The organism is Pseudomonas sp. MOIL14HWK12:I1 (assembly GCF_000510705.1).
GTDB classification, from domain to species: domain Bacteria; phylum Pseudomonadota; class Gammaproteobacteria; order Pseudomonadales; family Pseudomonadaceae; genus Chryseomonas; species Chryseomonas oryzihabitans.
This window is the reverse complement of record NZ_KI783309.1, coordinates 1-24125: the sequence shown is the minus strand read 5'-3', so window position 1 is coordinate 24125 and position 24125 is coordinate 1. Positions and strand designations below refer to the sequence as shown.

Here is a 24125-nt window from a genome sequence, read left to right as displayed (position 1 = left end):
GCGTGCTAGTGCAGTACGGGATTGCCCGAGGCCAGGTGCATGACCCGCTCCTGGGTGGCTTCGCCGCGATCGAGAAAGCCGGTGACGGTGCCTTCGTGCATCACCATCACCCGGTCGCTCATGCCCAGGACCTCGGGCAGTTCGGAAGAAATCATGATCACCGCCAGGCCCTCGGCGGCCAGCTTGGCGATCAGCCGGTAGATCTCGGCCTTGGCACCGACGTCGATGCCACGGGTGGGCTCGTCGAGGATGAGGATGCGCGGGCGGGTCATGAGCCAGCGGGCGATCAGCGCCTTCTGCTGGTTGCCGCCGGAGAGGTTGGCGATGCACTGGTCCAGCGAGGGGGTCTTCACCCGCAGTTGCTGGCGCATCTCCTCGCAGAGCTGATCGAGGCGCTGCTGCTGCACGAAGCCGCCGCTGGCGAAGCCGTTCAGCACCGCCACCTCCATGTTTTCCCCCACCGACAGGCAGGGAAAGATGCCGGTGTCCTTGCGATCCTCGGTGAGCAGCGCCAGGCCTTTCTGGATGGCGAGGCAGGGATCGTTCATGCGCACCGGCTGGCCGTCGATGCGGATCTCGCCGGCGGTGGCCGGGGTCACCCCGAACAGCGTCTCGGCGACGTTGGTGCGCCCCGAGCCCATCAGCCCGGCGATGCCCAGCACCTCGCCGGCGCGCAGGTCGAAGGAGACGCCGGAAAACACCCCGTCCAGTCCCAGGTCGCGCACCGACAGCAGCACCTCGTCACGCGGCGCGGTGCGCTCCGGGAACAGCTGGGTCAGTTCGCGCCCCACCATCATGGCGATCAGGCCATCGCCGTTCATGCTGTCGGCGCGCTGCAGGCCGATGTACTGGCCATCGCGGAACACCGCGACCTCGTCGGCGATCTGGAACACCTCGTCCATCTTGTGGGTGATGTAGACGATGCCCTTACCCTGGGCCTTGAGGTCGGCAATGATGGAAAACAGGTGCGCCACCTCGGTCTCGGTGATGGCCGAGGTGGGTTCGTCCATGATCAGCACGTCGCTGTCGTAGGACACCGCCTTGGCGATTTCCACCATCTGCCGCCCGGCGATGGACAGGCTGCCCACGCTGTCTTCCGGATCCAGGGCGATGCGCAGCCGGTCCAGCAGGGCCTGGGTCTGGCGACGCATCTTGCCGTGGTCCACCAGGTGCAGGGCATTGAGCGGTTCGCGACCCAGCCAGATGTTCTCGGCGATGGTCATGAAGGGCATCAGGTTGAGTTCCTGGTGGATCATGGCGATCCCCGACTGCAGCGCCTGCAGCGGCGTCTCGAAGCGCACCGGCACGCCGCGCAGCCGCACCTCGCCGGCATCGGGCTGGTAGATGCCGGCGATGATCTTCATCAGCGTCGACTTGCCCGCGCCGTTCTCGCCCATCAGCGCCAGTACGGTGCCGGGACGCACCCGCAGCTGCACGTGGGACAACGCCTTGACGCCGGGAAACTCCTTGGTGACGTCGACGATTTCCAGCAGGTATTCGCTGGGTGCGGCCGTGGCCGCAGGGGCGGGAGCTGTGGCAGGGGTGGCGGAACTGAGCATGATCACGATCTCCTCGCGGGCGCCGACCGGGCGGCGCGGGCCGCTGGTCAGTGAGGGGTGCGGGGCGCAGGGCTGGCCGTGACGGCATTCGCCAGGTGCGGGCAGGTGCCCGGCGGACAGGAGATCGGAGACCCATGCAGGGACAGGAAGCGGGATGGCATGACGGCACCTTTTATTCTTGTTGAAGGGCGCGCTCGCCGAGGCAAGCGTGCCGCTGTACGTCTTGGCTTGTTCTCGACTCTATTGGAAAATAAATTCCAGTCAATATCTTTTTGGAATTTTTAGGTGATAACGCTTACCGGTCTCCAGCCCGGCCGGCGCCGGGTGGAAAGACCCTGAATAGACGAAACGGGCAGTCCGCTGCCGGACTGCCCGTTTCGTGTGGAAAGCCGTGCTGGCGCGGCGCCCTGCCCTCCTTTCAGGGCGACGCCGGCGCCTCAGGTCATTTGGTCATGGCCTGGAATTCGGCGACGTTTTCCGGGGTGATCAGGCGGAAGGGAATCAGCACGTTCTGCTCGCCCGGGGTCTTGTTGATCATCTTGAGCGCCGCATCGAGGGCCCCTTCGGCCTGGCCCTTGGCGTCCTGGAACACCGAGACCGTCACCAGGCCCCGCTTGATGGCGGCGAGACCATCCGGCGTACCGTCGACGCCGGTGACCAGTACGTCCTTCTTGCCGGCCTGGCGCAGGGCCATGGCCGCGCCGATGGCCATCTCGTCGTTGTTGGCGAAGATGGCGTTGAGCTCCTTGCCGGCCAGCAGCCAGTTGCTGGTCAGGTCCATGGACTTGTCGCGCTGCCAGGCCGCGGTCTGCTCCTCGACGATCTTGATGTCCGGGTACTTGGCCAGGACTTCCTTCACCCCGGCGGTGCGGTTATGGGTGGAGTTGTTGGCCAGATCGCCCAGCAGGATGGCCACCTGGCCCTTGCCGCCGAGCTTGTCCGCCACGTACTGGGCCTGCAGGCGGCCGGCTTCCTTGTCGTCGGAGGTCACCGCCACCACGCCCGCCGGCAACTTGGGATCGTCGGGGCGGCGGTTGATGTAGACGATGGGCACGCCGGCCTTGGTGGCGGCCTCGGTCAGGGTCCGGGTGGCGGCGGTGTCCACCGGATTGACGATGACCGCATCGACCTTCTGGCTGATGAAGCTCTGCACCTGGCTGAGCTGCTTGACCACGTCGTTGCGGGCGTCCTCGAATTGCAGCTGCACGCCGTCGGTCTTGGCCTTCTTGGTCATGTATTCGCGCACATAGGTGAGGTAGTTGTCGTCGAACGACGACATGGTCACCCCGACCTTGAGGTCCGCCAGGGCCGCGCTGCTGCCCAGCAGCAGCGACAGCGCCAGGGTGGCAAAGCGAGTTTTTTTCTGCATGGTTCAGGCTCCATTCGTGGGGTGACGATCAGCAAGGGGATCAGGCAGGCGCAACGGCCAGGCGCACCTCGGGCGCCACGCGGTCTTGAACCGGGCGGAGCCTGGGCGGACGCCGGACAGGTGGGGATCAGTGGGGGCGGTAGAACACCGCGGCGCCGGGCGAGGCGCAGAGCACGGCGCCGCTGCGCTCGTGGCAGAACAGCCGGCCCAGCAGGGCGAGCAGCCGGGAGGGACGCTGCACCTCGAGGCGGTGCACGGTAGAGAGGGCAAGACGGAAGGAATGCGTGGAGTGGTTCATGTGACGGCACCTATTATTGTTGTCGGGGCGCACGGCCCTGGTGACTCGTGTGTGCAACTGCTCTCGACTCTATTGGAAATTTAATTCCACAACAAGAGCAAAATAGAAATTTCATTCGACATTCGCGGACGACCACTGCGCGCGGCCCTGGGCACCTGCCCGCGGCCGCTCCGCCGTCTCTGCGAGGCTCTCTACCGCAAGACTTTCGCCCGTTCGGGCACTCTGCCGCGCCGCCTCCAGGATCGCCTGGCAGGCCAGGGTTTCCCGCGGCGTGACCGGCAAGGGCGCGCCCTGGGTCAGGGCGGCCAGCCAGCTCTCGTAGAACAGGTCCCAGCGGCCCCGTTCGCTCGGCACCCGCGAGCGCTCCTCGCCCATGCTCAACCAGCCCCAGCGCTGATGCTCCTCGGCGCCCCAGCTGGCCTTTTCGCTGCGTGGGGTACGGCCCTGCCGTAAAGCCTCGGCCTGGCCGTCCAGGCCATCGACGCTATAGACGCCCCGCTCGCCGACCACCCGCAACCGCTGCGGACAGCGCTGCAAGCCGCTGCCCGAAAGGTGCGAGACCACCCCCGAGCGATGACGCAGGGACAGAAAGAATTCCCGCTCCCGCGCGGGATCGCCACGGGGGAACTGCGCCTCGGCATAGACCCGTTCGACCGGCCCGAACAGCAGCAGCGCCTGGTCCACCAGATGGCTGCCCAGTTCGAGGAGCAGGCCCGCCTCGGTGCCCAGGCCCGCCGCGGTCAGGTCCGTCAGTTGCAGGCGCGACTCGAAGAGGCGTACCCGGCCCAGGCGCTTCTCGCGCAGCAGGCGGGCCAGGGTAAGCAGATCCGAATCCCAGCGGCGCGGTTGATGGATGCAGAGCGGGACGCCGAGCCGTTCGGCCAGCGCCAGCAGCTCCTCGGCCTCTGCCAGTGTCCTCGCCAGCGGCGACGCGCAGACCACCGGCAGGCCCCGCAGCAACGCCTCCCGCACCTGCGCCGCCCGTTCGCCGAGGGGCGTGGCGATCACCAGGCTGTCCACCCCGGCGGCGATCAGACCGGCCATGTCGGCATGGCAGGTGACGCCGGGATACGCCCTGCTCAGCTCGGCGCAGGGCGCCGGCGAGCTGGTCACCACCCCCACCAGCTGGGCGCCCGGGGTGCTGGCGATCAGCGGCGCCTGCAGCAGGCGCCCGGGGCCGTCGTAGCCGACCAGTCCGATTCTCACGTGCGGAGCCTCCCCTGCAGGCAGCTCATCCCCGCGGGCGACCTAGTCGTAGAAGGCCGGCCGGCTGGGCAGGGTCACCGGCTCGATGGCGCCGCTGTCCTGCGCCTTGATGCAGGCGTCGGCGGTAACCGCGGCGATATAGCCGTCCCAGGACGATGGCCCGGTCAGCTGGCCGGCGGCGAGGTCGTCGATGAAGGCCTGCAGCTCCACGTCGTAGGCGGCGATGAACCTGTCCTTCCAGTCCATGAGGATCTCGTTGGACAGCCGCGCCTCGCTGCGCAACTGCACCGAGGTCGGCTCCGGCAGGCGGGCGATGCCGCGCTCGCCGACGATCTCGCACTGGATGTCGTAGCCGTACTGGCAATTGACGAACACCTCGACGTCGATGCGCACGCCCTTGGCGGTCTCCAGCAGCACCACCTGGGGATCGCGCAGGTGCTCGCGCGCCGCCGGCGCCTTGCGCGGGAACACCACCTGGGCGGACACATAGTGATCGTCCAGCAGCCAGGCCAGCACGTTGATCTCGTGGATCAGGGTGTCGGTGATGGCCATGTCGGTGCTGTAGTGCTCGCTTACCGTGGGATTGCGGTGAGCGGCGTGGATCATCAGCGGCGCGCCGATGCGATCGGCGTCGACCACTGCCTTGAGCTGGCGATAGCCGGCGTCGTAGGGCCGCATGAAACCCACCTGCACCAGCCGCTTGCCGTGGGCCTGCTCGGCCTCGACGATGCGCCGGCAGCCCTCGGCGGTGGTCGCCAGGGGCTTTTCGCAGAACACCGGCTTGCCGGCGGCGATGGCGGCCAGCACGTATTCCTCGTGGGTCGGGCCCCAGGAGGCGACTAGCACCGCCTGGACGTCCGCGGCGGCGATCAGCGCATGGCCGTCGGCATAGACCTCCGCGGCGATGCCCAGCTCCTGGACCACCCGGGCGGCCTGCTCGGCGTTGATGTCGGTCACCGCCACCACGCGGCTGCCCAGCAGGGTGTGGCTCAGGCGGCGGATGTGTTCGCGGCCGATGGCGCCGGTCCCGATGACACCGATGTTCAAGGTCATGACTTCATTCTCCGATTTGGACTTGTTGTGGAGTGAGCGGCGATCAGTACTGGCGGGCCTGGGCGGCTTTTTCCCTGAGCACCCGGGCGACGGTGGCGATCTTTTCGCTGGTGGAGACCTCCGCGCCGCCGACCCGCCACCAGGACAGGTAGCCGTGCAGCATGGTCTTGGGCAGCACCTTGATGTCGATCAGGGTGGAAACCGTTTGCCGCCGGGCATCGGTCAGGGCCGCTTCCAGCTCTTCCAGGGTGCGCACGCTGTAGGTCTTGCAGCCGTAGGCGGCGGCGCTCATGGCGAAGTCCACCGGCACGAAGTCGCCGTCGAGCCGGCCGGTCTCCGGATTGCGGTAGCGGAATTCGGTGCCGAAGCTGCCCATGCCATGGCCGACCTGCAGGTTGTTGATGCAACCGAAGGTCATGTTGTCGAGCAGCACCACGTTGATCTTGCGCCGCTCCTGGATGGAGGTGGCCAGCTCCGAGTGCAGCATCTGGTAGGAACCATCACCCACCAGCGCATAGACCTCGCGCTCGGGCTCGGCCAGCTTCACCCCCAGGGCGGCGTTGATCTCGTAGCCCATGCAGGAATAGCCGTATTCCAGGTGGTAGGTGTTGACGCCCTTGCTCTGCCAGGCGCGCTGCAGGTCACCGGGCAGACTGCCGGCGGCGGCGACGATGATGGCGTCGTCGTCCAGCCGCTCGTTGAGGCGGCCGAGCACCTGGCTCTGGGTCAGGGACGAACCGGTCAGGCGGACGAATTCCTCCAGCACCGCGCGCGGCAGGTCGTCGTCGATCTCCGGTACGAAGTCGGCGCCGGTGTAGCCAACCGCATAGACCCGTTCCACCTCCTGGCGATAGCGCTCGCGCGCCTCTCCGACCTGACCGCCCCAGCCGGCGCGGTAGTCGGTAGCCCCTAGCGCCTCGGTCAGGGCCAGGAGGGCTTCGCGGGCATCGGCCACCATGGCCAGGCCGTCGAGCTTGCCGGCGTCGAAGGCGGCCACGTTGAGATTGAGGAATTCCACCTCGGGATGCTGGTAGAGCCACTTCGAGGAGGTGGTGAAATCGGTGTAGCGGGTGCCCACGCCAATGATCAGATCCGCTTCCAGGGCCAGCAGGTTGGCGGCCAGGCAGCCGGTCTCGCCGATGCCGCCGACATTGAGTTCGTGACTGGAGACGACCGCGCTCTTGCCGGCCTGGGTCTCGGCGAAGGGGATCTCGAAGCGCTCGGCGAAGCGCTGCAGGGCCTCGGCGGCGCCGGAATACTTCACCCCACCGCCGCAGATCAGCAGCGGCTTGCGCTTGCGCCTGAGCAGTTGCACCGCCTCCTCGATGGCGGCAGCCACCGGCGGCCGGCGATCCAGGCGATGCACCCGCTTGGCGAAGAAGTAGTCGGGATAGTCGTAGGCCTCGCCCTGGACATCCTGGGGCAGCGCCAGGGTCACGGCGCCGGTCTCGGCCGGATCGGTCAGCACGCGCATGGCGTTGATCGCCGCGCTCATCAGCTGCTCGGGGCGGTTGATGCGATCCCAGTATTTGCTCACCGCGCGAAAGGCATCGTTGGTGCTGATCGACAGGTCGTGGAATTGCTCGATCTGCTGCAACACCGGATCGGGCTGGCGACTGGCATAGACATCACCGGGCAACAGCAGCAGCGGAATGCGGTTGGCGGTGGCGGTGGCCGCGGCGGTCAGCATGTTGGCCGCGCCCGGGCCCACCGAGGAGGTGCAGGCATAGATCTGCCGGCGCAGCTTCTGCTTGGCGAAACCGGTGGCGGCATGGGCCATGCCCTGCTCGTTACGGCCCTGGTGCACCACCAGGTCACCGGCTTCCTGCTCCAGCGCCTGGCCCAGACCGAGCACGTTGCCGTGGCCGAAGATGGTGAAGACGCCGGCGACGAACTTGGTCTCGACGCCATCGACGCTGAGGTACTGGTTGTCGAGAAATTTCACCAGGGCCTGGGCCATGGTCAGACGTTGGGTGCTCATGGCTTCTCCCCGGTCACTTGGCGGTGGGCATGCTGAATTCGGCGCCCTTGGCGATGCTGTCGGGCCAGCGCTGCATCACGCTCTTGTAGCGGGTGTAGAAGCGCCAGCCTTCCTCGCCATAGGCGTGGTGATCGCCGAACAGCGATCTCTTCCAGCCGCCGAAGGAATGCCAGGCCATGGGCACCGGGATGGGCACGTTGATGCCGACCATGCCCACCTTGATGGTGCGGGCGAAGGCGCGGGCGATGCCGCCGTCGCTGGTGAAGCAGGAGACGCCGTTGCCGAATTCGTGGGCGTTGATCAGCGCCACCGCACTGGCGAAGTCCGGCACCCGCACGATGCCCAGCACCGGGCCGAAGATCTCTTCCTTGTAGATGGTCATCTCCGGGGTCACGCCGTCGAACAGGGTGGCGCCAACGAAGAAGCCATTCTCGGCGCCGGGCACCTTGAAGTTACGGCCATCGACCAGCAGCCTGGCGCCCTCCTCCACCCCCTTGGTGATGTAGCCCTCGACCTTGGCCTTGTGCTGACCGGTCACCAGCGGGCCCATGTCGGCATCGGCTTCCACGCCATTGCGTACCCGCAGGGCGTCGATGCGCGGCAGCAGTTTTTCGATCAGGGCATCGCCCACCTCGCCCACCGCCACGGCGATGGAGATGGCCATGCAGCGCTCGCCGGCCGAACCGAAACCGGCACCGATCAGGGCGTCGGCGGCCTGGTCCAGGTCGGCGTCGGGCATTACGATCATGTGGTTCTTGGCGCCACCCAGGGCCTGGACGCGCTTGCCGCGACGGGTACCTTCCTGGTGGATGTATTCGGCGATGGGCGTGGAGCCGACGAAGGAGATGGCCTCCACGTCCGGGTGCTGCAGGAGGGCGTCCACCGCCACCTTGTCACCCTGGACCACGTTGAACACGCCATCCGGCAGCCCCGCCTGCTTGAGCAGCTCAGCGAGCAACAGGCTGGCGGAAGGATCGCGTTCGGAAGGCTTGAGGATGAAGGTGTTGCCGGTGGCCAGCGCCATGGGAATCATCCACAGCGGCACCATCACCGGAAAATTGAAGGGGGTAATGCCGGCGCACACGCCCAGCGGCTGGCGCAGGTTCCAGTTGTCGATGCCGCCGCCGATGTTGTCGCTGTAGCCGGTCTTGGCCAGGTGCGGCGCGCCGCAGGCGAATTCCACCACCTCGATGCCGCGGGTCACCTCGCCCATGGCGTCGGACAGCACCTTGCCGTGCTCGCGGGTGATCAGCGCCGCCAGTTCCCTGTGGTGCTGGTCGAGCAGCTCCTTGAAGCGGAACAGGATGCGCGCCCGCCGCAGCGCCGATTGCTCGGACCACTCGGGAAAGGCCGCCTTGGCCGCGGCGACGGCCTGGTCCACGGTCTGCACCGTGGCCTGGGCGACCCGCGCCTGGACCACTCCCTCGGCCGGGTTGAAGACGTCGCTGAAACGCTCGGCCTGGGTCGAGACCGCGCCGTTGATGTAGTGCCCGATGACGGGGGTGTCGCTCATGTTCTGGCTCCTGGTGTCCTGGGGGTCGCCGCTGCGGCGCGAGCGAAAGGGATTAGCGCGTCAGCAGCCACTCGTGCTGCGGATCGTTGTGGAACTTCCAGACGCGCCGGGGGCCGGCCATCACGTTGAGGTAATAGGACTCGTAGCCATAGGGCACGCTGACCGGGTGATAGCCGCGCGGCACCAGCACCACGTCGTGGTCCTCCACCGCCATGGCCTGGTCCAGGTCGCGCTCGTCGGTGTAGACGCGCTGGAAGACGAAGCCCTGTCCCGGATCGATGCGGTGGTAGTAGGACTCCTCCAGCAGACTCTCCGCCGGCAGGTTGTCGCGGTCGTGGCGATGGGGCGGATAGCTGGAGGAATGCCCGGACGGGGTGCGCACCTCCACCACCAGCAGCGAATGGGCGGCCGCCGTGTCCGGCAGGATGTCGCAGACATAACGGGTATTGGCGCCCTTGCCGCGGGTGGATCGCTGCATGCTCGCCGGCTCGATCAGCCGCGGCGGCAGCCGATCCTCCGCCACCGGATTGCCCGGCGAGGTGCAGATGGCGACTTCGGCGGTGCTGTCGGCGGTCACCCGCGCCTCGCTGCCGGGCGGCAGGTAGGCGGCATAGGGCGAGACGTCCTCGAAGACGCTCTGGCGACCGGCCAGTCCGCGCCAGGCGAAGTCACCCAGTTGCGGATGCCCGCCTTCGATACTGGCGCCGCCGCTGAGCAGCACGATGCAGACCTCCAGGTCACCCGCCAGCACCGGCAGGGACTCGCCCGCTTGCAGGCGATGGGCGGCGAAGCCGACATAGTCCAGGGCACCGGCCGGGACACTGACGATGTCGCGGGCGCTCTGGTCGGCTTTGACGAGCAGATTCATCACAGGTCTCCTCAGGCAGTGGCCTGCGCCACCAGCTGGCGCAGATGGTCGTAGCCCTTCTTGGCGTATTCGTAGGCCGGCGCCACCGCCGGGTCCTGCTCGGCTTCCACCACCAGCCAGCCCTCGTAGCCGGCGGCCACCAGCACCTTGAGCAGCGCCGAGAAGTCGATGTCGCCATCCCCCGGCACGGTGAAGGTGCCGTTGAGGATGCAATCCGGAAAGCTCCACTGATTGTTGCGCGCCAGCTGTACCACGGCCTTGCGCACGTCCTTGAAGTGCACATGGCAGACCCGGTCGATATGTTGCTGCAGCACGCTCAGGGGATCGCCACCGCCCATGTAGCAGTGACCGGCATCGAACAGCAGGCCGACGTCCGGGGAGGTCAGCGCCATCAGCCGGGCGATGTCCTCGGGCGCTTCCACATAGGCGCCCATGTGGTGGTGATAGGCCAGGCGCAAGCCCTGGCTCAGGGTGAAGGCGGCCAGCCGATCGAGCTTCTCGGCATAGGCCTGCCACGCGGCGTCGCTGTGGAAGCGCGGCCGCTCGATCAGGGGAATCCGCTGGCCCTGGATGGAGCCGGCCACCTCGCCATAGACCAGCACCCTGGCGCCGTTCTCGGCCAGCAGCCGGCAATGGGGACGGATCGCCTCGATCTCGGCCTCGACGTCACGGTGCGCCAGACCGCTGGAATACCAGCCGGACACCAGCTCCAGGTCATGCTCGCCGAGCACCTCGCCCAGCGCCTTCGGCTCGCTGGGAAACTTGCCGCCCAGCTCGAAGCCCTGGAAGCCGATTTCCTTGCCCTCGCGCAGGATGGTTTCCAGCGGGGTGTCGCCGCCCAGGGCCGGCAGGTCGTCGTTGGCCCAGGAGATGGGGTTGATGCCGATCTTGAGTTGTTGTTGTGCGGTCATGTCAGCCTTGCTCGTCAGGAGGCGATCAGGCGCGGGCGTCGCGCCAGGCCTGGATCAGGAATTCGAAGTTGCTGCGGATCTGCGCGATCAGCGCGCGGTCGTCGATCTCGCCGGCCAGCCAGGCCCGACTCGGCTGGGCGAAGATGGTCCGGCCCACGGCGAAGCCCTGGCAGCGCTGGCTGGCACTGGCCTGCCGAAAGCCTTCGGCCAGCTCCTCGGCCGGGGCGTTGAGGCCCAGCAGCACCACGCCCTGGCAATGGGGATCGCGCTCGGCGATCAACTGGTCGAGTTGCCTCCAGACGGCGGCCGGCTGCGCCTCGATCTTCCACCACTCGGGATAGATGCCCAGGTTGTACAGCCGCTTGATGGCGCGATAGAGCACGTCCGGCCGGCTGGACGCATGGTTCTTCGGCGGGATGACCTCCAGCAGGAGTTCATGACCGCTGGCCTGGGCCGCCTGGTACAGCCCCTTGAGCTGGGCCTCCTGCTCCAGGCGCAGCAGCGGCTCGTCATCGGGGTGGAATTGCACCAGGCACTTGATGATCTGCTCGTTCGGCCAGCTCAGCAGGGTGCTGCCCACCGAGCGACCATGCTCGAAGGCCAGGGGTCGCGAATTCTGCAGCTCCACCGGCCGGGCGATCCACCAGCCACGGCCGCTGGCGGCATTCAGGGCGTCCTGGCCGAAGCGCTCGTCGGCCAGCAGCCCGACGTCCGCCGCCACGCCCTGACCCGCCAGCGCCTGCTCGACCTCGGCGATGGCCTGGACGAACAATTGCTTGAGCGCCGGAATCCGCGCCGGATCGGCGCCCACCTGCTGGGCGCTTTCCACCAGCTGGTAGCGGTGATCGAAGGCGAAGATGAACAGCTGTTGCCAGGCGCGGCGACGGACGCTGACCCGGTGCAGCCGGGTGAGCACGGGATCGAGGTCGGGCCGGGTAATGGGCACCGGGCTGTGGTGGAGGTAGTCCAGTTCGGCCAGGGTCGGCATGGCCGGGGCGCAGCCATGGCGCGACACCACCAGCCCGCCGCAGGCATTGGCCAGCCGGCAGCATTCGGCATCGTCGCCACCGGTCAGCCAGCCGCGCAGGAAGCCGGACATGAAGGCATCGCCCGCGCCCAGCACATTGAGTACCTCGACGCGGATGCCGCGATGGATCTCGCCTTCCTCGAGACGCGCCGGAATGGCACCGTGGAGCACCGTGCAGCCCTGGGCGCCGAGCTTGACCACCAGAGTCGCCGCGGTCACCTCGCGCACCCGGCGCAGGGCGGTGAGCAGGTCTTCGCTGCCCCCGGCGATCTGGAATTCCTCCTCGGTGCCCACCACCAGGTCGAAGCGCGGCAGGATGCGCTGCACATGGGCGCTGACCTCGGCACTGGCGATGAAACGGGTCTCGCCATCGGCCTTGCCGGTCAGCCCCCAGAGCACCGGGCGGTAATCGATGTCCAGCACCCGCTTCACGCCATTGCGCTCGGCATAGTCCAGGGCCCGGCTGCTGGCCTGGAACACCCCCTCGGTGGAGAAGTGGGTACCGGTGATCAACAGCGCCTTGGCGCTGGCGATGAAGGCCTCGTCGATGTCGTCCGCGCCCAGCGCCATGTCGGCGCAACTCTCGCGATAGAACACCAGGGGAAAGGTCTCGCGGTCCTTGATGCCCAACAGCACCAGGGCAGTAAGGCGCTCGCGATCCACCTGGATGCCGCGGATGTCGCAGCCTTCCTGCGCCAGCGTCCGGGTCAGGAAGCGCCCCATGTGGTCGTCGCCGACCCGGGTCAGCATCGCCGAGTTCAATCCCAGGCGCGCGGTGCCGAAGGCGATGTTGGCGGAGGATCCCCCCAGGTACTTGGCGAAGCTGCTGACGTCTTCCAGCGGCGCCCCGATCTGCTGCGCATAGAGGTCGACGCCCAGTCGCCCCAGGCAGATGACATCCAACTGGCGCCCGCTGGCGAAGAAATGATCACCCATGGGTGGCTCCTGCTTATTGTTATCGGCCAACCGCGCGGACCCGAGGGGCCGAACGTGTGAGTGAGCTCAGGCTAGAACGACGCCGCGGACAAATCAACAAATTTTCCACATGAGATTTTATGGAATTTAATTTCCATAACTGGCGTACACTGCTCCTGCCGCCCCACTTCGACGCCGCCCGGCGAATGGGTTAAGTTGCCGGCACAAGAATCCCTACCGTGAGATAGCCCATGTCCTCCGACTCCCCGGCCGACGACCCCCTCAGCAGCGCGCCGCTGGCCGATCCGCCCGGCAACGTCGAGCAGTTGCTGGCCTGCATCGCCCGTGACTACGAGGCCCTGCCGCGCCAGCTGAAACGGGTGGCCGCCTATGTCAGCCAGCAGAGCGACAGGGTCATGGTGGATCGCATCAGCGATATCGCCGGGCAGTGCGAGGTGCACCCCTCGGCCATCGTGCGCTTCTCCCAGCGCTTCGGCTTCAAGGGCTTCAGCGAGATGCAGGCGCTGTTTCGCGAGGCCTACACCCACAAGACCACGCCGGTGCAGAACTACCAGCAGCGCATCCGCAGCATGATCGCCAACAAGAGCCAGCGCGCCAGCAGCGGCGATCTGGCCCGCGAATGCATCAACGCCACCCGCTCGGGTCTGGATCGACTGGCCGAGGAACTGGACGACGCCGCCTTCGACAAGGCCGTCGACCTGCTGGTGAACGCCGAGAACATCTATGTGGTGGGGGTGCGCCGCTCCTTCGCCGTGGCCGACTACCTGGTCTACAACCTGCAGCACACCAACAAGCGCATCCACCTCATCACCGGCCTGGGCGGCGGCTATCGCGAGCAGATGCGCAGCATAGCCCAGGGCGACCTGCTGATCGCCATCAGCTTCAGCCCCTATGGCAAGGAAAGTCAGCAGTGCGTGCGCATCGCCCAGCACCACAAGGCCAAGACGCTGATCATCACCGACAGCAACCTCTCGCCCCTGGCCAAGCGTGCCGATTCGCTGCTGCTGGTCAACGAGGGCAGCGCCTTCGCCTTCCGCTCCCTGAGCGCCACCCTCTGCCTGTGCCAGGCGCTGTTCCTGGCCCTGGGCTATCGCCTGGAGCTGAAGATGGACGAGATCCAGTTGCCGCTGGACGAGGACGACTAGCCGGGAGCGGCCGGACGCAGCAGCCGGCCAGGCCCCGGCAGGGCTGCGCAAACGCTTGATCGACAAACAGAAATTTCTTGAGCAGAAGGCTTGACAGCCACCGGCGCCTTGCCAATAATGCGCGCCTCGGATGGCTACGTAGCTCAGCTGGTTAGAGCATAGCATTCATAATGCTGGGGTCCGGGGTTCAAGTCCCTGCGTAGCCACCACCTATTTTCAAGGGTCAGCGTAAGCTGGCCCTTTTTTATTGCCCACGAAAAAGTCCACCGTGGCACCGCTCTTAGTCCCCTCTCCCTCCGGGAGAGGGCCAGGGTGAGGGCACCGCCGCTCCCTCTCCTGAACAGCCTGCCCGCCCCACGGATAAGTCCTGCAGAAGCAGACCCAAGCCGCAGGTAGCGCCGCTCTTCGTCCCCTCTCCCCCCGGGAGAGGGCTAGGGTGAGGGCCCTCTTCACGCCAGACCTCAGCCCCGCCCATGAAAAAGCCCGGCCTAGGCCGGGCTCGATCACCGCGCAAGCAGCTTACAGCGCGACCTTCTGCTTGCTCTCCACCTCTTCCACAGCCGCTGCGTCCTGGGTGTCGATGGACTGCACCAGCGCCTTGGAGCTGAAGGCCCGCAGGTCGCGCAGGAAGTTGTCGCGCCAGGAGGCCAGGTCGGCCTGGCGGATCACCCGCATCATGTCCTCATAGCGCGACTTGCGCTCTTCCAGCGGCATGCGCAGCGCCCGGTCCAGCGCCTCGGCCATGCCGACATGGTCATAGGGATTCACGATCAGCGCGGAGTTGAGTTCGCGCGCCGCTCCGGCGAAGCGCGACAGCACCAGCACGCCCGGATTTTCCGGGTCCTGGGCCGCCACGTACTCCTTGGCCACCAGGTTCATGCCATCGCGCAGCGGCGTCACCAGACCCACGTCGGAGGAGCGGAACAGCCCCATCACCGTGCGCCGGTCATAGCTCTTGTTCAGGTAGCGGATCGGCGTCCAGTCCAGCTCGGAGAAATGCCCGTTGATATGGCCGGCATGGCTCTCCAGCTGACGGCGGATGTTCTGATAGGAGACCACGTCTGCCCGCGACGAAGGCGCGATCTGCACGAACTGCACCGCCCGGTGATGCTCGGGGAAATGCTCCAGCAGCTTCTCGAACGCCTGGAAGCGCTCCACCAGCCCTTTCGAGTAGTCGAGTCGGTCGACGCTGACGATGGTCTTGTAGGGCACGCCCTCGATGCTGCGCGAGATGAACTGGCGCCGCGTGCGATAGGACTCGGCCTGCTTCTGGATGACGTCCGGCATCACGCCGATGGGATAGACGCCCACCCGGAAGTTATGCCCGTAGGCGGTCAGGCTGCCGTCCTTCTCCAGCACGCCGCGTACCTCGCGGGTGATGTAGTCCTGGAAGGCCAGCTGGTCGGTGTCGGTCTGGAAGCCGATCAGGTCATAGAAGCACAGGGTCTTGAGCAATTCGTTGTGTGGCGGGATCGCGGTGAGGATCTCCGGCGCCGGAAAGGGAATGTGCAGGAAGAAGCCGATGCGATTGCGGATACCCAGCATGCGGCAGGCTTCGGCGAAGGGAATCAGGTGATAGTCGTGCACCCAGATGATGTCATCGGGCTTGAGCAGGGGCTTCAGGCGCTCGGCCATGGCCATGTTGACACGCCGATAGCCGTCGTACTCTTCCCGGTTATAGCGCGCCAGATCGATCCGGTAGTGGAAGATCGGCCAGAGGGTGGCGTTGGAGAAACCGCGGTAGTAGTGGTCGTAGTCGCGCTTGGTCAGGCCAAAGGTCACGTAGTCGATGTTGTCCTTGGTCTGGGTCTTGGCCGGCCCGTTTTCCTTGACCGTCTCGCCGTTCCAGCCGAACCAGATGCCGCCCGACTTGCGCAGCGCATCCAGTACGCCCACTGCCAGACCACCCGCGGTCGCCTTGCCTTCTTCGATCGGGGCCACCCGATTCGATACCACCACTAAACGGCTCATCCTAATCTCCTTGCTTATAATGTGGCGCGAGGTCACGGCTCAGCTGCTGCAGCCAGAGGGCTACCGCTTCCACCGAAGGTAGGCGGGTCTTGGCGACCGTCTCCCCCTCTCCTACCTTGACGGTCAGACCGCCTCGCGCATTGACGACAGTGAACCCCTCTTCATCGGTACGATCGTCGCCGAGAAACACCGGCAGGCAGCCGGCAAAGGGTTCCAGTTCGAGAAAACGGGCGATGGCCTCGCCCTTGCTCGCCGCAGCGGGCTTGAGTTCGAAGACGCACTTGCCCGGTTGCAACTTGAATTCGGGATGGTCGGCGGCGATGCCTTCGGCCAGTTCGCGCACCAGGGCTTCCTTGTCCGGCGCCTGGCGATAGTGCAGGGCGAAGGCCACGCTCTTGCGCTCCAGCAGCAGGTCCGGATGGTCGGCCAGGGCCGCTTCCAGGCGGGCGCCGACCTGCGCCAGCACCGCGGCGTCCAGGGTCACCCGATGGATCTCGCCTTGGGGATCGCGCCATTCGGCACCATGTACGCCAGCCGCCGGCAGTTGCAGCGGCCTGGTGAATCCGTCGATCTCCGCCAGCGGTCGCCCGGAGACCACGGCGACGCCATGGTGGCGCGCCAGCTGCTCGAGCGCAGCGAGAGTTTCGGCGGGAATGAAAACCTGTTCCGGACGTGGCTGCAGTTCTGCCAGGGTGCCATCCAGATCGAAGAAGAAGGCCAGCGGCTGGCCCGATGAGGTGAGGCTGTCGAGGTCGATCATGGAAGGTACGACTGCCGGGTCACCGTATGGTTCGTTCACACCTTCCGGCAGTGCCGAGGAATTCCCCTTGCCGGCTCGTAGTCGGATTCAGGGAGATGCTCTAGCAGCCCTGCCTTTGGAGACCACCATGAACAAGCCCGATATCACCAAGACCCCCGAAGAGATCGACGACATCCAGGACCGCATGGGCGACATGCGCGAACTCGACTTCAGCGATCGCAAGGACGAGCGTCAGGGCCGTGCCGGCGACGAGATGGATGAACGCGACTACGAAGGCCAGTTTCCCGAAGAGCGCGTGCGCCAGGCCGGCATGACCGGTGGCGAGACCCTGGATCATCAACCGACCATGGACGACGCCAGTCCGGAGACCTTGCTGGACGAGACGGGTGCCCGCTCGCCAACCGACTACGGCGATGCCTGGCCCAACGACAAGGAGCTGAGCGTGGTCGAGGACAGCGACATCGGCGGCGGCTCCGGCCAGGACGAAGCCGAACTCGGTCGCAGTCATCCCCTGGACGGCCAGGCCTGGGACGGCGAAGCCGACGAACCCAACGAAGCCGAGACCCAGAGAGACGCCCGCTACGCCGATCTGGATGCGAACGACGAAGACCTCGCCGGGGACACCGGTCTGGACCTGGACGAAAAGCGCGCCGATCACTGAGGCCGCTGAAGGCCTAGTCGAGCAGCGTACAGGCCATCACCAGCGCATCTTCCCGGCCGCCGACCGCGGGATAATAGTCCCGCCGGCGGCCGATCTCGTTGAAGCCATAGCGTTCATACAACCGGTAGGCCGCCTGGTTGCTGGCGCGCACCTCCAGAAAGCACTCGTTGGCCTTGGCCTTGCGTGCTTCCTGCAGCAGGTGTTCCAGCAGCCGCAGGCCGAGACCACGCCCCTGGCTTTCCGGCTTGATGGTGATGTTGAGCAGATGGGCCTCGTCGAGGATGACGTTGATCACCCCGTGCCCCACCTGCTGCTCGCCGGCCGTCATCACCCAGCAGTCGTAGGACTTCAGCGCATCGCTGAAGATGCCGCGGGTCCAGGGATGGCTGAAGGCCTGATATTCGATCTTCAATACCGTGTTCAGATCGGCTTCGGTCATCCGCCGAAAGCTCACCGCATCGTTCATTGCTGTTCCATCCAGCGGCGCCGCAACGGGCGCATGGCTTGCCAGAGCGCGGCCTTGGCGGCCGGCTCTTCCATCAAGATATCCAGTCCCGGCACCAGCCAGGCCGGTCCCAGGGCGGTGTCCTGCTCCACCCCCGTGAGCTGCGCGTCCGCGACGCCACTGCAGCGCCGCGCGGCGCCGCCGATCAGCCAGAGGCCCAGGCCTTCGCCCAGGCGCTCCTGGTGCCCCGAGACGAAGCTCTGCACGAATTCGGCCGCCGCCGCCGGGCCCTGGTCGAGTTGGCCGCTGTTGAGCAGCGGCCAGCGAATGGGTTCTTCACTGACGATCCGCGGCGTATCCGGCAGGCCGGCAGCGCGCAGCAGATCCCGCAGCAGCAGATAGGCGGGATCGCGCGAACCCAGGGTGTCGCCGGTGGGCAACTCCAGCAGCAGCAGGCAACGCCCGGCCTGGAGCAGCTGCAGGGCAAAGCGCGGCGCCGGCTCCCGCGGTGGCAGCGGCGCCCGCTCCGGTTCCGGCTCGGCCATCGGAGTAGCAACGGGCTTCAGCGCCGCGGGTCGCGGGATCTCGATACGCGGCCGATGCGCCGCCGGTGCCTCGGCTGCCGCAGCGACCGGCACGGCCTTGGCCACCGGCTCCGGGCGGACCACCCGGGCGGCGACGGGCGCCTCTTCCGGCTCCTCGACCCACAGGGCTTCCGGCCGCGAAGGCGCGGCGAAGGGCAACACCGTGCGCGGCACCCAGACATCCAGCTGCAACGCCTGCAGATAGGCGCGACGACGCGCCTCGGCGGTAAGCGAGGGGCTGATGGAGGGGGCGGGGTCGGACATGGGCGGATCCTTCGGACACGCGGCAGGATTATGCGGGGCGGCATTGTCGCGCGGATCGCCGCGGATCGAAAGGCCGCCCTGCCCATCGGTCCCACCGCGGTCACATCGAAGGCTCTGGCGTCTGGAGTACAATGGCGCTTTTGTCTGGTGCGGTCCCCGCCATGATCGACCCCAAACGCGTCCTGCGTACCCTCGCCGAACACTGGCACCTCATCGACCCGCTGTGCGCCCACTTCGACAGCGGCACCCTGGGCCTGGCCGAGTTGCGTGCCCGCCTGGCCGAACAGCTGCCCGAGCGCACGCCGGCCGACCTCACCGCCCTGCTCGACACCTGGATCCGTCTGGACATCCTGGTGCCGGTGGCCAAGAGCCCCAATCGCTTCGAACTCAATGGCCAGATCCACGACTTCCTCGGCTATCTCAGGCGCGAACACCGCCTGGGCCTGTGCCTGGAGATCGAAGCCTACCTGCGCCACCTGGAGCGCCTCGCCGGCCACATCCGCGAAGCCTTCGACAACCGCGACGGCCCCGACCTCGTCCGCCAGCTGCGCCTGCTGGACATGCGCGTGCGCGATGTCCTCAAGAAGCTGGCCAACGACGGCCATGCCCTGGAGGGCGTCGCCGAGCGGGCCAAGACCAGCGATCGCCAGATCCCCCTGCGCCAGCGCTATGCCGAGGTACTGGCCACCTGGGACGAATACGTCGAGCCGATGATCCAGCTGGTGGCCGCCAACGGCGCTTTCGAGCGCGGCGTCCACCGCGTCGAGCAGGTGCTCCTGCACCTGCTGGGCGAACAGCAGCGCCTCGGCCAGCTGGTCGACGATGACCTGCTGCTGCGCACCCAGGCGCGCATCCTGGAGATGCACAACGCCGCCCAGCTGGCGCTCAGACGTGCCCGCGAATTGCTGCTGCCGCTGCGCGAGGAAGCGCGTCGGCACAATGCCGTGACCCGCGGCGCCGCCCTGGCCCTGGCCACCATCCGCCGCAAGGGCCTCGACGCCGTGCCCCAGGCCGCCCTGCCCCTGTTCAGCCGGCCGCAGAGCGTCTTTCTCGGCACCACCGCCCAGGTGGAAAGCTATGTCTACGCCCTGGCGCGCTTCGAGCCCAAACCGGCGCGCTTTCCCAGCCAGAGCGGTCGCCCGCGGGACAGCGAACGCCCGGCCGCGCCCCGTACCGCCCGCGAGATGCTCGATCTCTGCCAGGACGCCCTGCCGCTGCCGGATCTCATGGCCTGGCTGCTGGAGCAGGAGCCGGCCGGCGACACCGACGAGCTGCTCTACTGGTTCTCGCGCCTGTCCCGCGATACGCGCTTCCAGCGCCAGCGCCTGGATCGCCGCCACTACGACACCCTCGAACACCGCGTCAGCCTGTGCTCCTACGCCCTGACCGCCCGATCCCTCGCGAGCGACGCCCATGCAACTTGATCTCAACGAAATGACCCAGCTCGCGCCCATCTTTCGCGAGCTGTTCAAGGGCTATCACCTGTCCCGCAGCGAGCCCGAGAGCTACGCCCAGCTCAGCCAGCAGCAGGACCAGTACCGCGCCCTGTTCCGCGCCCTCGGCTTCGAACTGGTCTGCGATCCGCGCGGCTTCTACTACTTCGTGCCCGAGCAGATGGGCGCCCAGGTCAACAAGACCGCCCAGCGCCTGGCGCTGTTCACCTTCATACTGGTCGAGCACCTGGCCGACCAGGGCCGCGACCCCCTGGCCGTGCTCGACGGCGGCACCCTGGGCCGGCACGAATTGCCGGCGCTGCTGGACAAGTACCGCGACCTCTTCCTGCAGGCCGAGGTCACCACCCAGGAAGAGCTGGAGGAAAAGATCCTGCGCCGCCTGACCCAGCTCGGCTTCGCCCTGGACAGCAACGGCACCTACCGCTTCCTGCCGCCCATGCACCGCTTTCTCGATGTCTGCCTGACCGTGCAGCAGGATCGCGACCTGGCCGCCGGTCTGCATGCCAGCGACCTACCGCTGCCGGCCCCGACCCTCGCCAGCGACGAAGACGGCAGCGAGCAGGAAGGCGCCGACGAGGATGACGAAGAGGCTGCCCTGGCCCGCGCCATCGCCGCAGAACGGGAGTTCGACCTATGATCCGCTACGGCATCAGCCGCTTCGCCCTGCTCAACACCGCCGGCTACAGCCTCGGCCTCTTCCCGCTGGAACAGCCGCTGTCGGTCTACGGCGCCAACAACCTGGGCAAGAGCGCCTCCATCAACGCCCTGCAATTCCCCATCCTGGCGCGGCTCTCCGACATGAGCTTCGGCAAGTACAGCAACGAGCAGTCGCGCAAGTTCTACTTCGCCACCGACACCAGCTACATCCTCATCGAATTGCGCCTGGCCCACGGCCCCCACGTCATCGGTGTGGCCGGTCGTGGCCCGGGCGGTGGCTTCGGCCACCAGTTCTTCGCCTATGCCGGCGAACTGGACCTGGCCCACTACCAGCGCGACGGCGCCTGCCTGCGCCAGCGCGAACTCTTCGCCAGTCTGGAGCGCGCCGGCCTCAAGGCCTATGAAGTCAAACCCGAGGAATTGCGTCGCCTGCTGGTTGGCGGCCATACCAGCATCCCGCTGGACCTGACCCTGATCCCGCTGCGATCCACCAGCGAACAGAGTCTCAAGACCTTCCGCGCCCTGTTCATCAACCTGCTGCACATGCGCGAGATCACCGCGGCCAAGCTCAAGCAGCTGTTTCTCGATGCCTTCGAGCACAGCCTGAGATCCGGCAGCGTCGACTACATCGCCGCCTGCGAGGAAGCCTTCCGCGACGTGCGTCGCATGGAGCAGGACTACCAGTCGCTGGTCGCCGCCGGCCCGCTGGTCGAAGCCCTGGCCAATGGCGTCGAGCAACGCGACCGCCTGAGGGGCAAGCTGCATCGCCTCTCGCCGCTGCTCGACAGTCTGCTCGGCACCTGGCAGCACTACGCCCTGGACCGCCGTGACGAACTCCTGGCCCAGACCGAACACTACCGCCAGGAACAGGACGGTCTGCAGCAGAGCCAGCGCGACGGCACCAGCGAACTGATGCGCCGCGAGCGCGAGATCAGCAGCCTGCAGCGCTGGCTCGCCGAGCTGGCCCAGCTCAAGCACCGCTTTGCCCTGGTGGACTCCACCGCGCCCCTGGAAGCCCAGTTGCTGGCCGCCAAGGACGCCCACGACGAACTGGCCGGCGCCCTGTCCCAGGCCCGCCAGTTCAGCAGCGAAGACCTCGACCAGCGCGTCCGCGAACTGGAGCAGCGCCTCAAGGCTATTCGCCAGCAACTCGACCACGCCGACAACAACAGCTACGCCCGCCTGCGCGAGGAATTCAGCCAGGCCGACGTCGACCGCCTAATGCGGCTGTTCAATGGCCAGCTGTTCAGCCTGCCACTCGGCCCCAAGGGCGTCGAACTGAGCGAGGACGGCAACTGGGTAAAGACCTTCGAAAGCATCCTGGCGCGCTTCCAGGGCGATCGCCTCGAATTGCCGGGCCTGTCCCTCGACCTGTCGGGCATTGAGCCACCCACCCTGCAGGCCCTCGCCGATCGCGCCGCCCTGCGTGACCAGAAGGACCGCCTGGAGCGCGAACTCAAGCAGCTCAAGGCGCAGCAGGGTGTCAGTCTCGACCGCCAGGCCAGCAAGGCCCAGGCCGAAGCCCTCTACCAACAGGTCCTGGATGCCCAGAAGGCCCTGGAAGACTTCCGTCGCTGCCAGACCCTCGGTGCCGAGGAAAACGAAAAGCTCGAACAGCTGGCCCAGCTGGAAGCCGCCCAGGACGAACTGAGACGCGCCGGCGACGCCTTCACCGAACGCGTCCAGCAACTCTCCGCCAAGCTGCAGCTGATCGGTCGCCAGCTGGCCGACCTGGAAGCCAAGGACCGCACCCTGGCCGACGCCCTGCGCCGCCGCCAGCTGCTGCCCACCGACCTGCCCCAGGGCACGCCCTTCATGGAGGCGGTCGACGATTCCCTGGAAAACCTGCTGCCGCTGCTCAACGACTACCAGGACACCTGGCAGGCCCTGCAGCGCGCCGACACCCAGATCGAGGCGCTCTATGCCCAGGTCCGCCTCAAGGGCGTCGCCAAGTTCGACAACGAGGAAGATCCCGAGCGCCGCCTGCAGCTGCTGGTCAACGCCTATGCCCATCGCCAGGACGAAGCCCTGACCCTGGCCAAGGCCCGCCGCGCCGCCGTCACCGACATCGCCCGGACCCTGAGAAACATCCGTAGCGACTACGACAACCTCGAACACCAGCTGCAGCTGTTCAACCGCGAGATCAATCGCAAGCAGGTCTCCAACCTGGAGAGCTTCCGCATCGTCCTGGCGCCGAACAAGGAGGCGCTCAAGCACATCGACCAGATCATCCACAGCGCCGGTCAGTACGAGGAAGGCGAAACCCTGTCGGTCTTCGATCTCACCCAGGACAGCAGCCAGGACCAGAAGAACGAGGACGCCAAGGAATACCTGGCACGCCTGGTGGCCGCCAACGGCAACCAGCTCGGCCTCAAGGACCTCTTCGAACTGGCCTTCGAGATCACCAAGCAGGGCGGCCAGCCGATCCTGCACACCGACATCGACGGCGCCGCCTCCAACGGCACCACCATGACCATCAAGGCGCTCACCAACATGTACCTGTTGCTGCACCTGATGGACCGGGAGCAGGCCGCCAAGATCCGCCTGCCCTACTACCTGGACGAAGCCGCCGACATCGACGAACGCAACCAGCAGGCGCTGATCGAGACCAGCCAGCAACTGGGCTTCGTGCCCATCCTGGCAAGCGTCAAACCCCAGGTCAGCGCCCAGGTCGCCATCGACCTCGAAGGCGGCAGCGGCCCCGGCGGCATCTACATCGACGAAGCCGACTGGAAATACATCGCCAAACGCGACCTGGCCCTGCCCGAACCTGCGTGAGCCCCTGCCAGAACGCAAAAAGCCCGGCATCTGCCGGGCTTTTTCTTGCTCTTGTAACGCTGCGATAGGTTAGTTGAGCGCAGCGAAGCCCAACATCCAGCTGATCGCGGCCATGGGCCGCTCCTACAGCATGCCTCCTTGTAGGAGCGGCCGCATCGACGGACCACCATGGCCACAACAGCCCGGCGCAGCCGGGCGGTTGTAGCTCTTGTGCTCTTGCAGACACAAAGCAGTCCCTGAAATCCGGGAAGCATCCTCAAGCCCTCGCCGCACCGCTTCTAGTCCCCTCTCCCCCCGGGAGAGGGCTAGGGTGAGGGCCACCTCAGCGACCTAGCCCCAGGCTTTCGCTGGCCGATCATCTGCCCCCAGCGCCTAGGCATGCTGACGTCCGGCCAAACTTTTCCCGCCCCAAAGACAACACCCCCGCCAGAATGAACTGAGCGGGGGTGCTGGGTGTTAGGCGCTTGACGATGACCTACTCTCACATGGGGAAGCCCCACACTACCATCGGCGATGCATCGTTTCACTTCTGAGTTCGGGAAGGGATCAGGTGGTTCCAATGCTCTATGTTCGTCAAGCAATTCGGTTGGCTGGCCAGGTGATGGAGCTGCCTGGCTGGCCCAATTGGGTCTGTGATCGAAGTAGACGTATCGTCTTTGGGGTCTTGCGAACCCACGCGCCCGTT

The 24125-nt window shown here is 66.7% G+C and carries 19 protein-coding genes, 1 tRNA gene and 1 rRNA gene; 6 read left to right on the top strand and 15 right to left on the bottom strand.

All coding sequences use genetic code 11. The features are described 5' to 3' along the window. Positions 1 to 5: 5 nt before the first annotated feature. The 10 genes from PSEK12I1_RS0121200 to iolC all read right to left on the bottom strand — a co-directional run bounded on the left by PSEK12I1_RS0121200 (position 6) and on the right by iolC (position 12721). The gene (locus tag PSEK12I1_RS0121200; protein WP_027602842.1) at positions 6 to 1559 is read right to left on the bottom strand and encodes a sugar ABC transporter ATP-binding protein; all 1554 of its coding nucleotides are present in this window, start codon (positions 1557 to 1559) and stop codon (positions 6 to 8) included. Positions 1560 to 2001: 442 nt separating this feature from the next. Beyond that, entirely contained in the window at positions 2002 to 2928 is a 927-nt protein-coding gene (locus PSEK12I1_RS0121195) for a sugar ABC transporter substrate-binding protein (protein ID WP_027599141.1), read from the bottom strand. A 127-nt stretch (positions 2929 to 3055) separates the two neighbouring features. Continuing rightward, positions 3056 to 3226, bottom strand: a complete 171-nt coding sequence (locus PSEK12I1_RS24690; protein WP_155951353.1) for a hypothetical protein — start codon at positions 3224 to 3226, stop codon at positions 3056 to 3058. 111 nt (positions 3227 to 3337) lie between these two features. Next, the gene (locus PSEK12I1_RS24040) at positions 3338 to 4432 is read right to left on the bottom strand and encodes a Gfo/Idh/MocA family protein (protein WP_051399079.1); all 1095 of its coding nucleotides are present in this window, start codon (positions 4430 to 4432) and stop codon (positions 3338 to 3340) included. Between the two features lie 42 nt (positions 4433 to 4474). Then, complete coding sequence (locus PSEK12I1_RS0121180; protein ID WP_027599140.1) at positions 4475 to 5485, bottom strand: Gfo/Idh/MocA family protein; 1011 nt, start codon at positions 5483 to 5485, stop codon at positions 4475 to 4477. A 43-nt stretch (positions 5486 to 5528) separates the two neighbouring features. Beyond that, positions 5529 to 7466, bottom strand: a complete 1938-nt coding sequence (gene iolD / locus PSEK12I1_RS0121175) for a 3D-(3,5/4)-trihydroxycyclohexane-1,2-dione acylhydrolase (decyclizing) (protein WP_027602841.1) — start codon at positions 7464 to 7466, stop codon at positions 5529 to 5531. A gap of 13 nt (positions 7467 to 7479) precedes the next feature. Further along, positions 7480 to 8979: a CoA-acylating methylmalonate-semialdehyde dehydrogenase gene (locus PSEK12I1_RS0121170; RefSeq protein ID WP_027602840.1), complete on the bottom strand. Its 1500-nt coding sequence runs from the start codon at positions 8977 to 8979 to the stop codon at positions 7480 to 7482. Positions 8980 to 9031: 52 nt separating this feature from the next. Continuing rightward, positions 9032 to 9847: a 5-deoxy-glucuronate isomerase gene (iolB, locus tag PSEK12I1_RS0121165; RefSeq protein WP_027602839.1), complete on the bottom strand. Its 816-nt coding sequence runs from the start codon at positions 9845 to 9847 to the stop codon at positions 9032 to 9034. An 11-nt stretch (positions 9848 to 9858) separates the two neighbouring features. Then, the gene (iolE, locus tag PSEK12I1_RS0121160; protein ID WP_027602838.1) at positions 9859 to 10758 is read right to left on the bottom strand and encodes a myo-inosose-2 dehydratase; all 900 of its coding nucleotides are present in this window, start codon (positions 10756 to 10758) and stop codon (positions 9859 to 9861) included. 25 nt (positions 10759 to 10783) lie between these two features. After that, positions 10784 to 12721, bottom strand: coding sequence for a 5-dehydro-2-deoxygluconokinase (gene iolC / locus PSEK12I1_RS0121155; RefSeq protein WP_027602837.1), 1938 nt, complete (start codon positions 12719 to 12721; stop codon positions 10784 to 10786). 230 nt (positions 12722 to 12951) lie between these two features. On the opposite strand from iolC, the gene PSEK12I1_RS0121150 reads away from it, so the two are divergent. Next, positions 12952 to 13866, top strand: coding sequence for a MurR/RpiR family transcriptional regulator (locus PSEK12I1_RS0121150; protein ID WP_027599134.1), 915 nt, complete (start codon positions 12952 to 12954; stop codon positions 13864 to 13866). 132 nt (positions 13867 to 13998) lie between these two features. Next, a tRNA-Met gene (locus PSEK12I1_RS0121145) sits at positions 13999 to 14075 on the top strand. Between the two features lie 310 nt (positions 14076 to 14385). On the opposite strand, the gene otsA is transcribed toward PSEK12I1_RS0121145, so the two are convergent. Further along, complete coding sequence (otsA, locus tag PSEK12I1_RS0121140; RefSeq protein ID WP_027599133.1) at positions 14386 to 15837, bottom strand: alpha,alpha-trehalose-phosphate synthase (UDP-forming); 1452 nt, start codon at positions 15835 to 15837, stop codon at positions 14386 to 14388. Position 15838: 1 nt separating this feature from the next. Then, positions 15839 to 16597 carry a trehalose-phosphatase gene (gene otsB / locus PSEK12I1_RS0121135; RefSeq protein ID WP_027599132.1) on the bottom strand — a complete coding sequence of 253 codons (759 nt, stop codon included), beginning with the start codon at positions 16595 to 16597 and terminating at the stop codon, positions 15839 to 15841. Between the two features lie 127 nt (positions 16598 to 16724). Between otsB and PSEK12I1_RS0121130 the strand changes: the two genes are divergently transcribed. After that, entirely contained in the window at positions 16725 to 17258 is a 534-nt protein-coding gene (locus PSEK12I1_RS0121130; protein WP_027602836.1) for a hypothetical protein, read from the top strand. 13 nt (positions 17259 to 17271) lie between these two features. On the opposite strand, the gene rimI is transcribed toward PSEK12I1_RS0121130, so the two are convergent. Both rimI and PSEK12I1_RS0121120 read right to left on the bottom strand, forming a co-directional pair. Continuing rightward, entirely contained in the window at positions 17272 to 17724 is a 453-nt protein-coding gene (rimI, locus tag PSEK12I1_RS0121125) for a ribosomal protein S18-alanine N-acetyltransferase (RefSeq protein WP_007161501.1), read from the bottom strand. Then, complete coding sequence (locus PSEK12I1_RS0121120) at positions 17721 to 18551, bottom strand: hypothetical protein (protein WP_037007291.1); 831 nt, start codon at positions 18549 to 18551, stop codon at positions 17721 to 17723. The genes rimI and PSEK12I1_RS0121120 overlap by 4 nt, the downstream gene beginning before the upstream one ends. A 161-nt stretch (positions 18552 to 18712) precedes the next feature. On the opposite strand from PSEK12I1_RS0121120, the gene mksB reads away from it, so the two are divergent. From mksB to mksF, 3 genes are read left to right on the top strand one after another with little or no spacing between them, the layout of a single operon-like run. Beyond that, complete coding sequence (gene mksB / locus PSEK12I1_RS0121115) at positions 18713 to 19975, top strand: Mks condensin complex protein MksB (RefSeq protein WP_027602834.1); 1263 nt, start codon at positions 18713 to 18715, stop codon at positions 19973 to 19975. Beyond that, a complete protein-coding gene (mksE, locus tag PSEK12I1_RS0121110) occupies positions 19965 to 20642 on the top strand; it encodes an Mks condensin complex protein MksE (RefSeq protein ID WP_007161498.1) in 678 nt (225 codons plus the stop codon). The genes mksB and mksE overlap by 11 nt, the downstream gene beginning before the upstream one ends. Then, the gene (gene mksF, locus PSEK12I1_RS0121105) at positions 20639 to 23440 is read left to right on the top strand and encodes an Mks condensin complex protein MksF (RefSeq protein WP_027602833.1); all 2802 of its coding nucleotides are present in this window, start codon (positions 20639 to 20641) and stop codon (positions 23438 to 23440) included. Before mksE ends, mksF begins: the two co-directional genes overlap by 4 nt. Before the next feature lie 462 nt (positions 23441 to 23902). On the opposite strand, the gene rrf is transcribed toward mksF, so the two are convergent. After that, positions 23903 to 24018 (bottom strand): 5S ribosomal RNA (gene rrf / locus PSEK12I1_RS0121100). Positions 24019 to 24125: the final 107 nt, after the last annotated feature.

What these genes read in the sequence shown, in the direction of transcription:
- PSEK12I1_RS0121200 (WP_027602842.1), bottom strand. Translation starts at nt 1,559, where the DNA reads ATGCTCAGTTCCGCCACCCCTGCCACAGCTCCCGCCCCTGCGGCCACG.
- iolD (WP_027602841.1), bottom strand. Translation starts at nt 7,466, where the DNA reads ATGAGCACCCAACGTCTGACCATGGCCCAGGCCCTGGTGAAATTTCTC.
- PSEK12I1_RS0121150 (WP_027599134.1), top strand. Translation starts at nt 12,952, where the DNA reads ATGTCCTCCGACTCCCCGGCCGACGACCCCCTCAGCAGCGCGCCGCTG.
- PSEK12I1_RS0121170 (WP_027602840.1), bottom strand. Translation starts at nt 8,979, where the DNA reads ATGAGCGACACCCCCGTCATCGGGCACTACATCAACGGCGCGGTCTCG.
- mksB (WP_027602834.1), top strand. Translation starts at nt 18,713, where the DNA reads ATGATCGACCCCAAACGCGTCCTGCGTACCCTCGCCGAACACTGGCAC.
- PSEK12I1_RS24690 (WP_155951353.1), bottom strand. Translation starts at nt 3,226, where the DNA reads ATGAACCACTCCACGCATTCCTTCCGTCTTGCCCTCTCTACCGTGCAC.
- iolC (WP_027602837.1), bottom strand. Translation starts at nt 12,721, where the DNA reads ATGGGTGATCATTTCTTCGCCAGCGGGCGCCAGTTGGATGTCATCTGC.
- mksF (WP_027602833.1), top strand. Translation starts at nt 20,639, where the DNA reads ATGATCCGCTACGGCATCAGCCGCTTCGCCCTGCTCAACACCGCCGGC.
- mksE (WP_007161498.1), top strand. Translation starts at nt 19,965, where the DNA reads ATGCAACTTGATCTCAACGAAATGACCCAGCTCGCGCCCATCTTTCGC.
- PSEK12I1_RS0121180 (WP_027599140.1), bottom strand. Translation starts at nt 5,485, where the DNA reads ATGACCTTGAACATCGGTGTCATCGGGACCGGCGCCATCGGCCGCGAA.
- otsB (WP_027599132.1), bottom strand. Translation starts at nt 16,597, where the DNA reads ATGATCGACCTCGACAGCCTCACCTCATCGGGCCAGCCGCTGGCCTTC.
- PSEK12I1_RS0121195 (WP_027599141.1), bottom strand. Translation starts at nt 2,928, where the DNA reads ATGCAGAAAAAAACTCGCTTTGCCACCCTGGCGCTGTCGCTGCTGCTG.
- PSEK12I1_RS0121130 (WP_027602836.1), top strand. Translation starts at nt 16,725, where the DNA reads ATGAACAAGCCCGATATCACCAAGACCCCCGAAGAGATCGACGACATC.
- otsA (WP_027599133.1), bottom strand. Translation starts at nt 15,837, where the DNA reads ATGAGCCGTTTAGTGGTGGTATCGAATCGGGTGGCCCCGATCGAAGAA.
- PSEK12I1_RS0121120 (WP_037007291.1), bottom strand. Translation starts at nt 18,551, where the DNA reads ATGTCCGACCCCGCCCCCTCCATCAGCCCCTCGCTTACCGCCGAGGCG.
- iolB (WP_027602839.1), bottom strand. Translation starts at nt 9,847, where the DNA reads ATGAATCTGCTCGTCAAAGCCGACCAGAGCGCCCGCGACATCGTCAGT.
- rimI (WP_007161501.1), bottom strand. Translation starts at nt 17,724, where the DNA reads ATGAACGATGCGGTGAGCTTTCGGCGGATGACCGAAGCCGATCTGAAC.
- iolE (WP_027602838.1), bottom strand. Translation starts at nt 10,758, where the DNA reads ATGACCGCACAACAACAACTCAAGATCGGCATCAACCCCATCTCCTGG.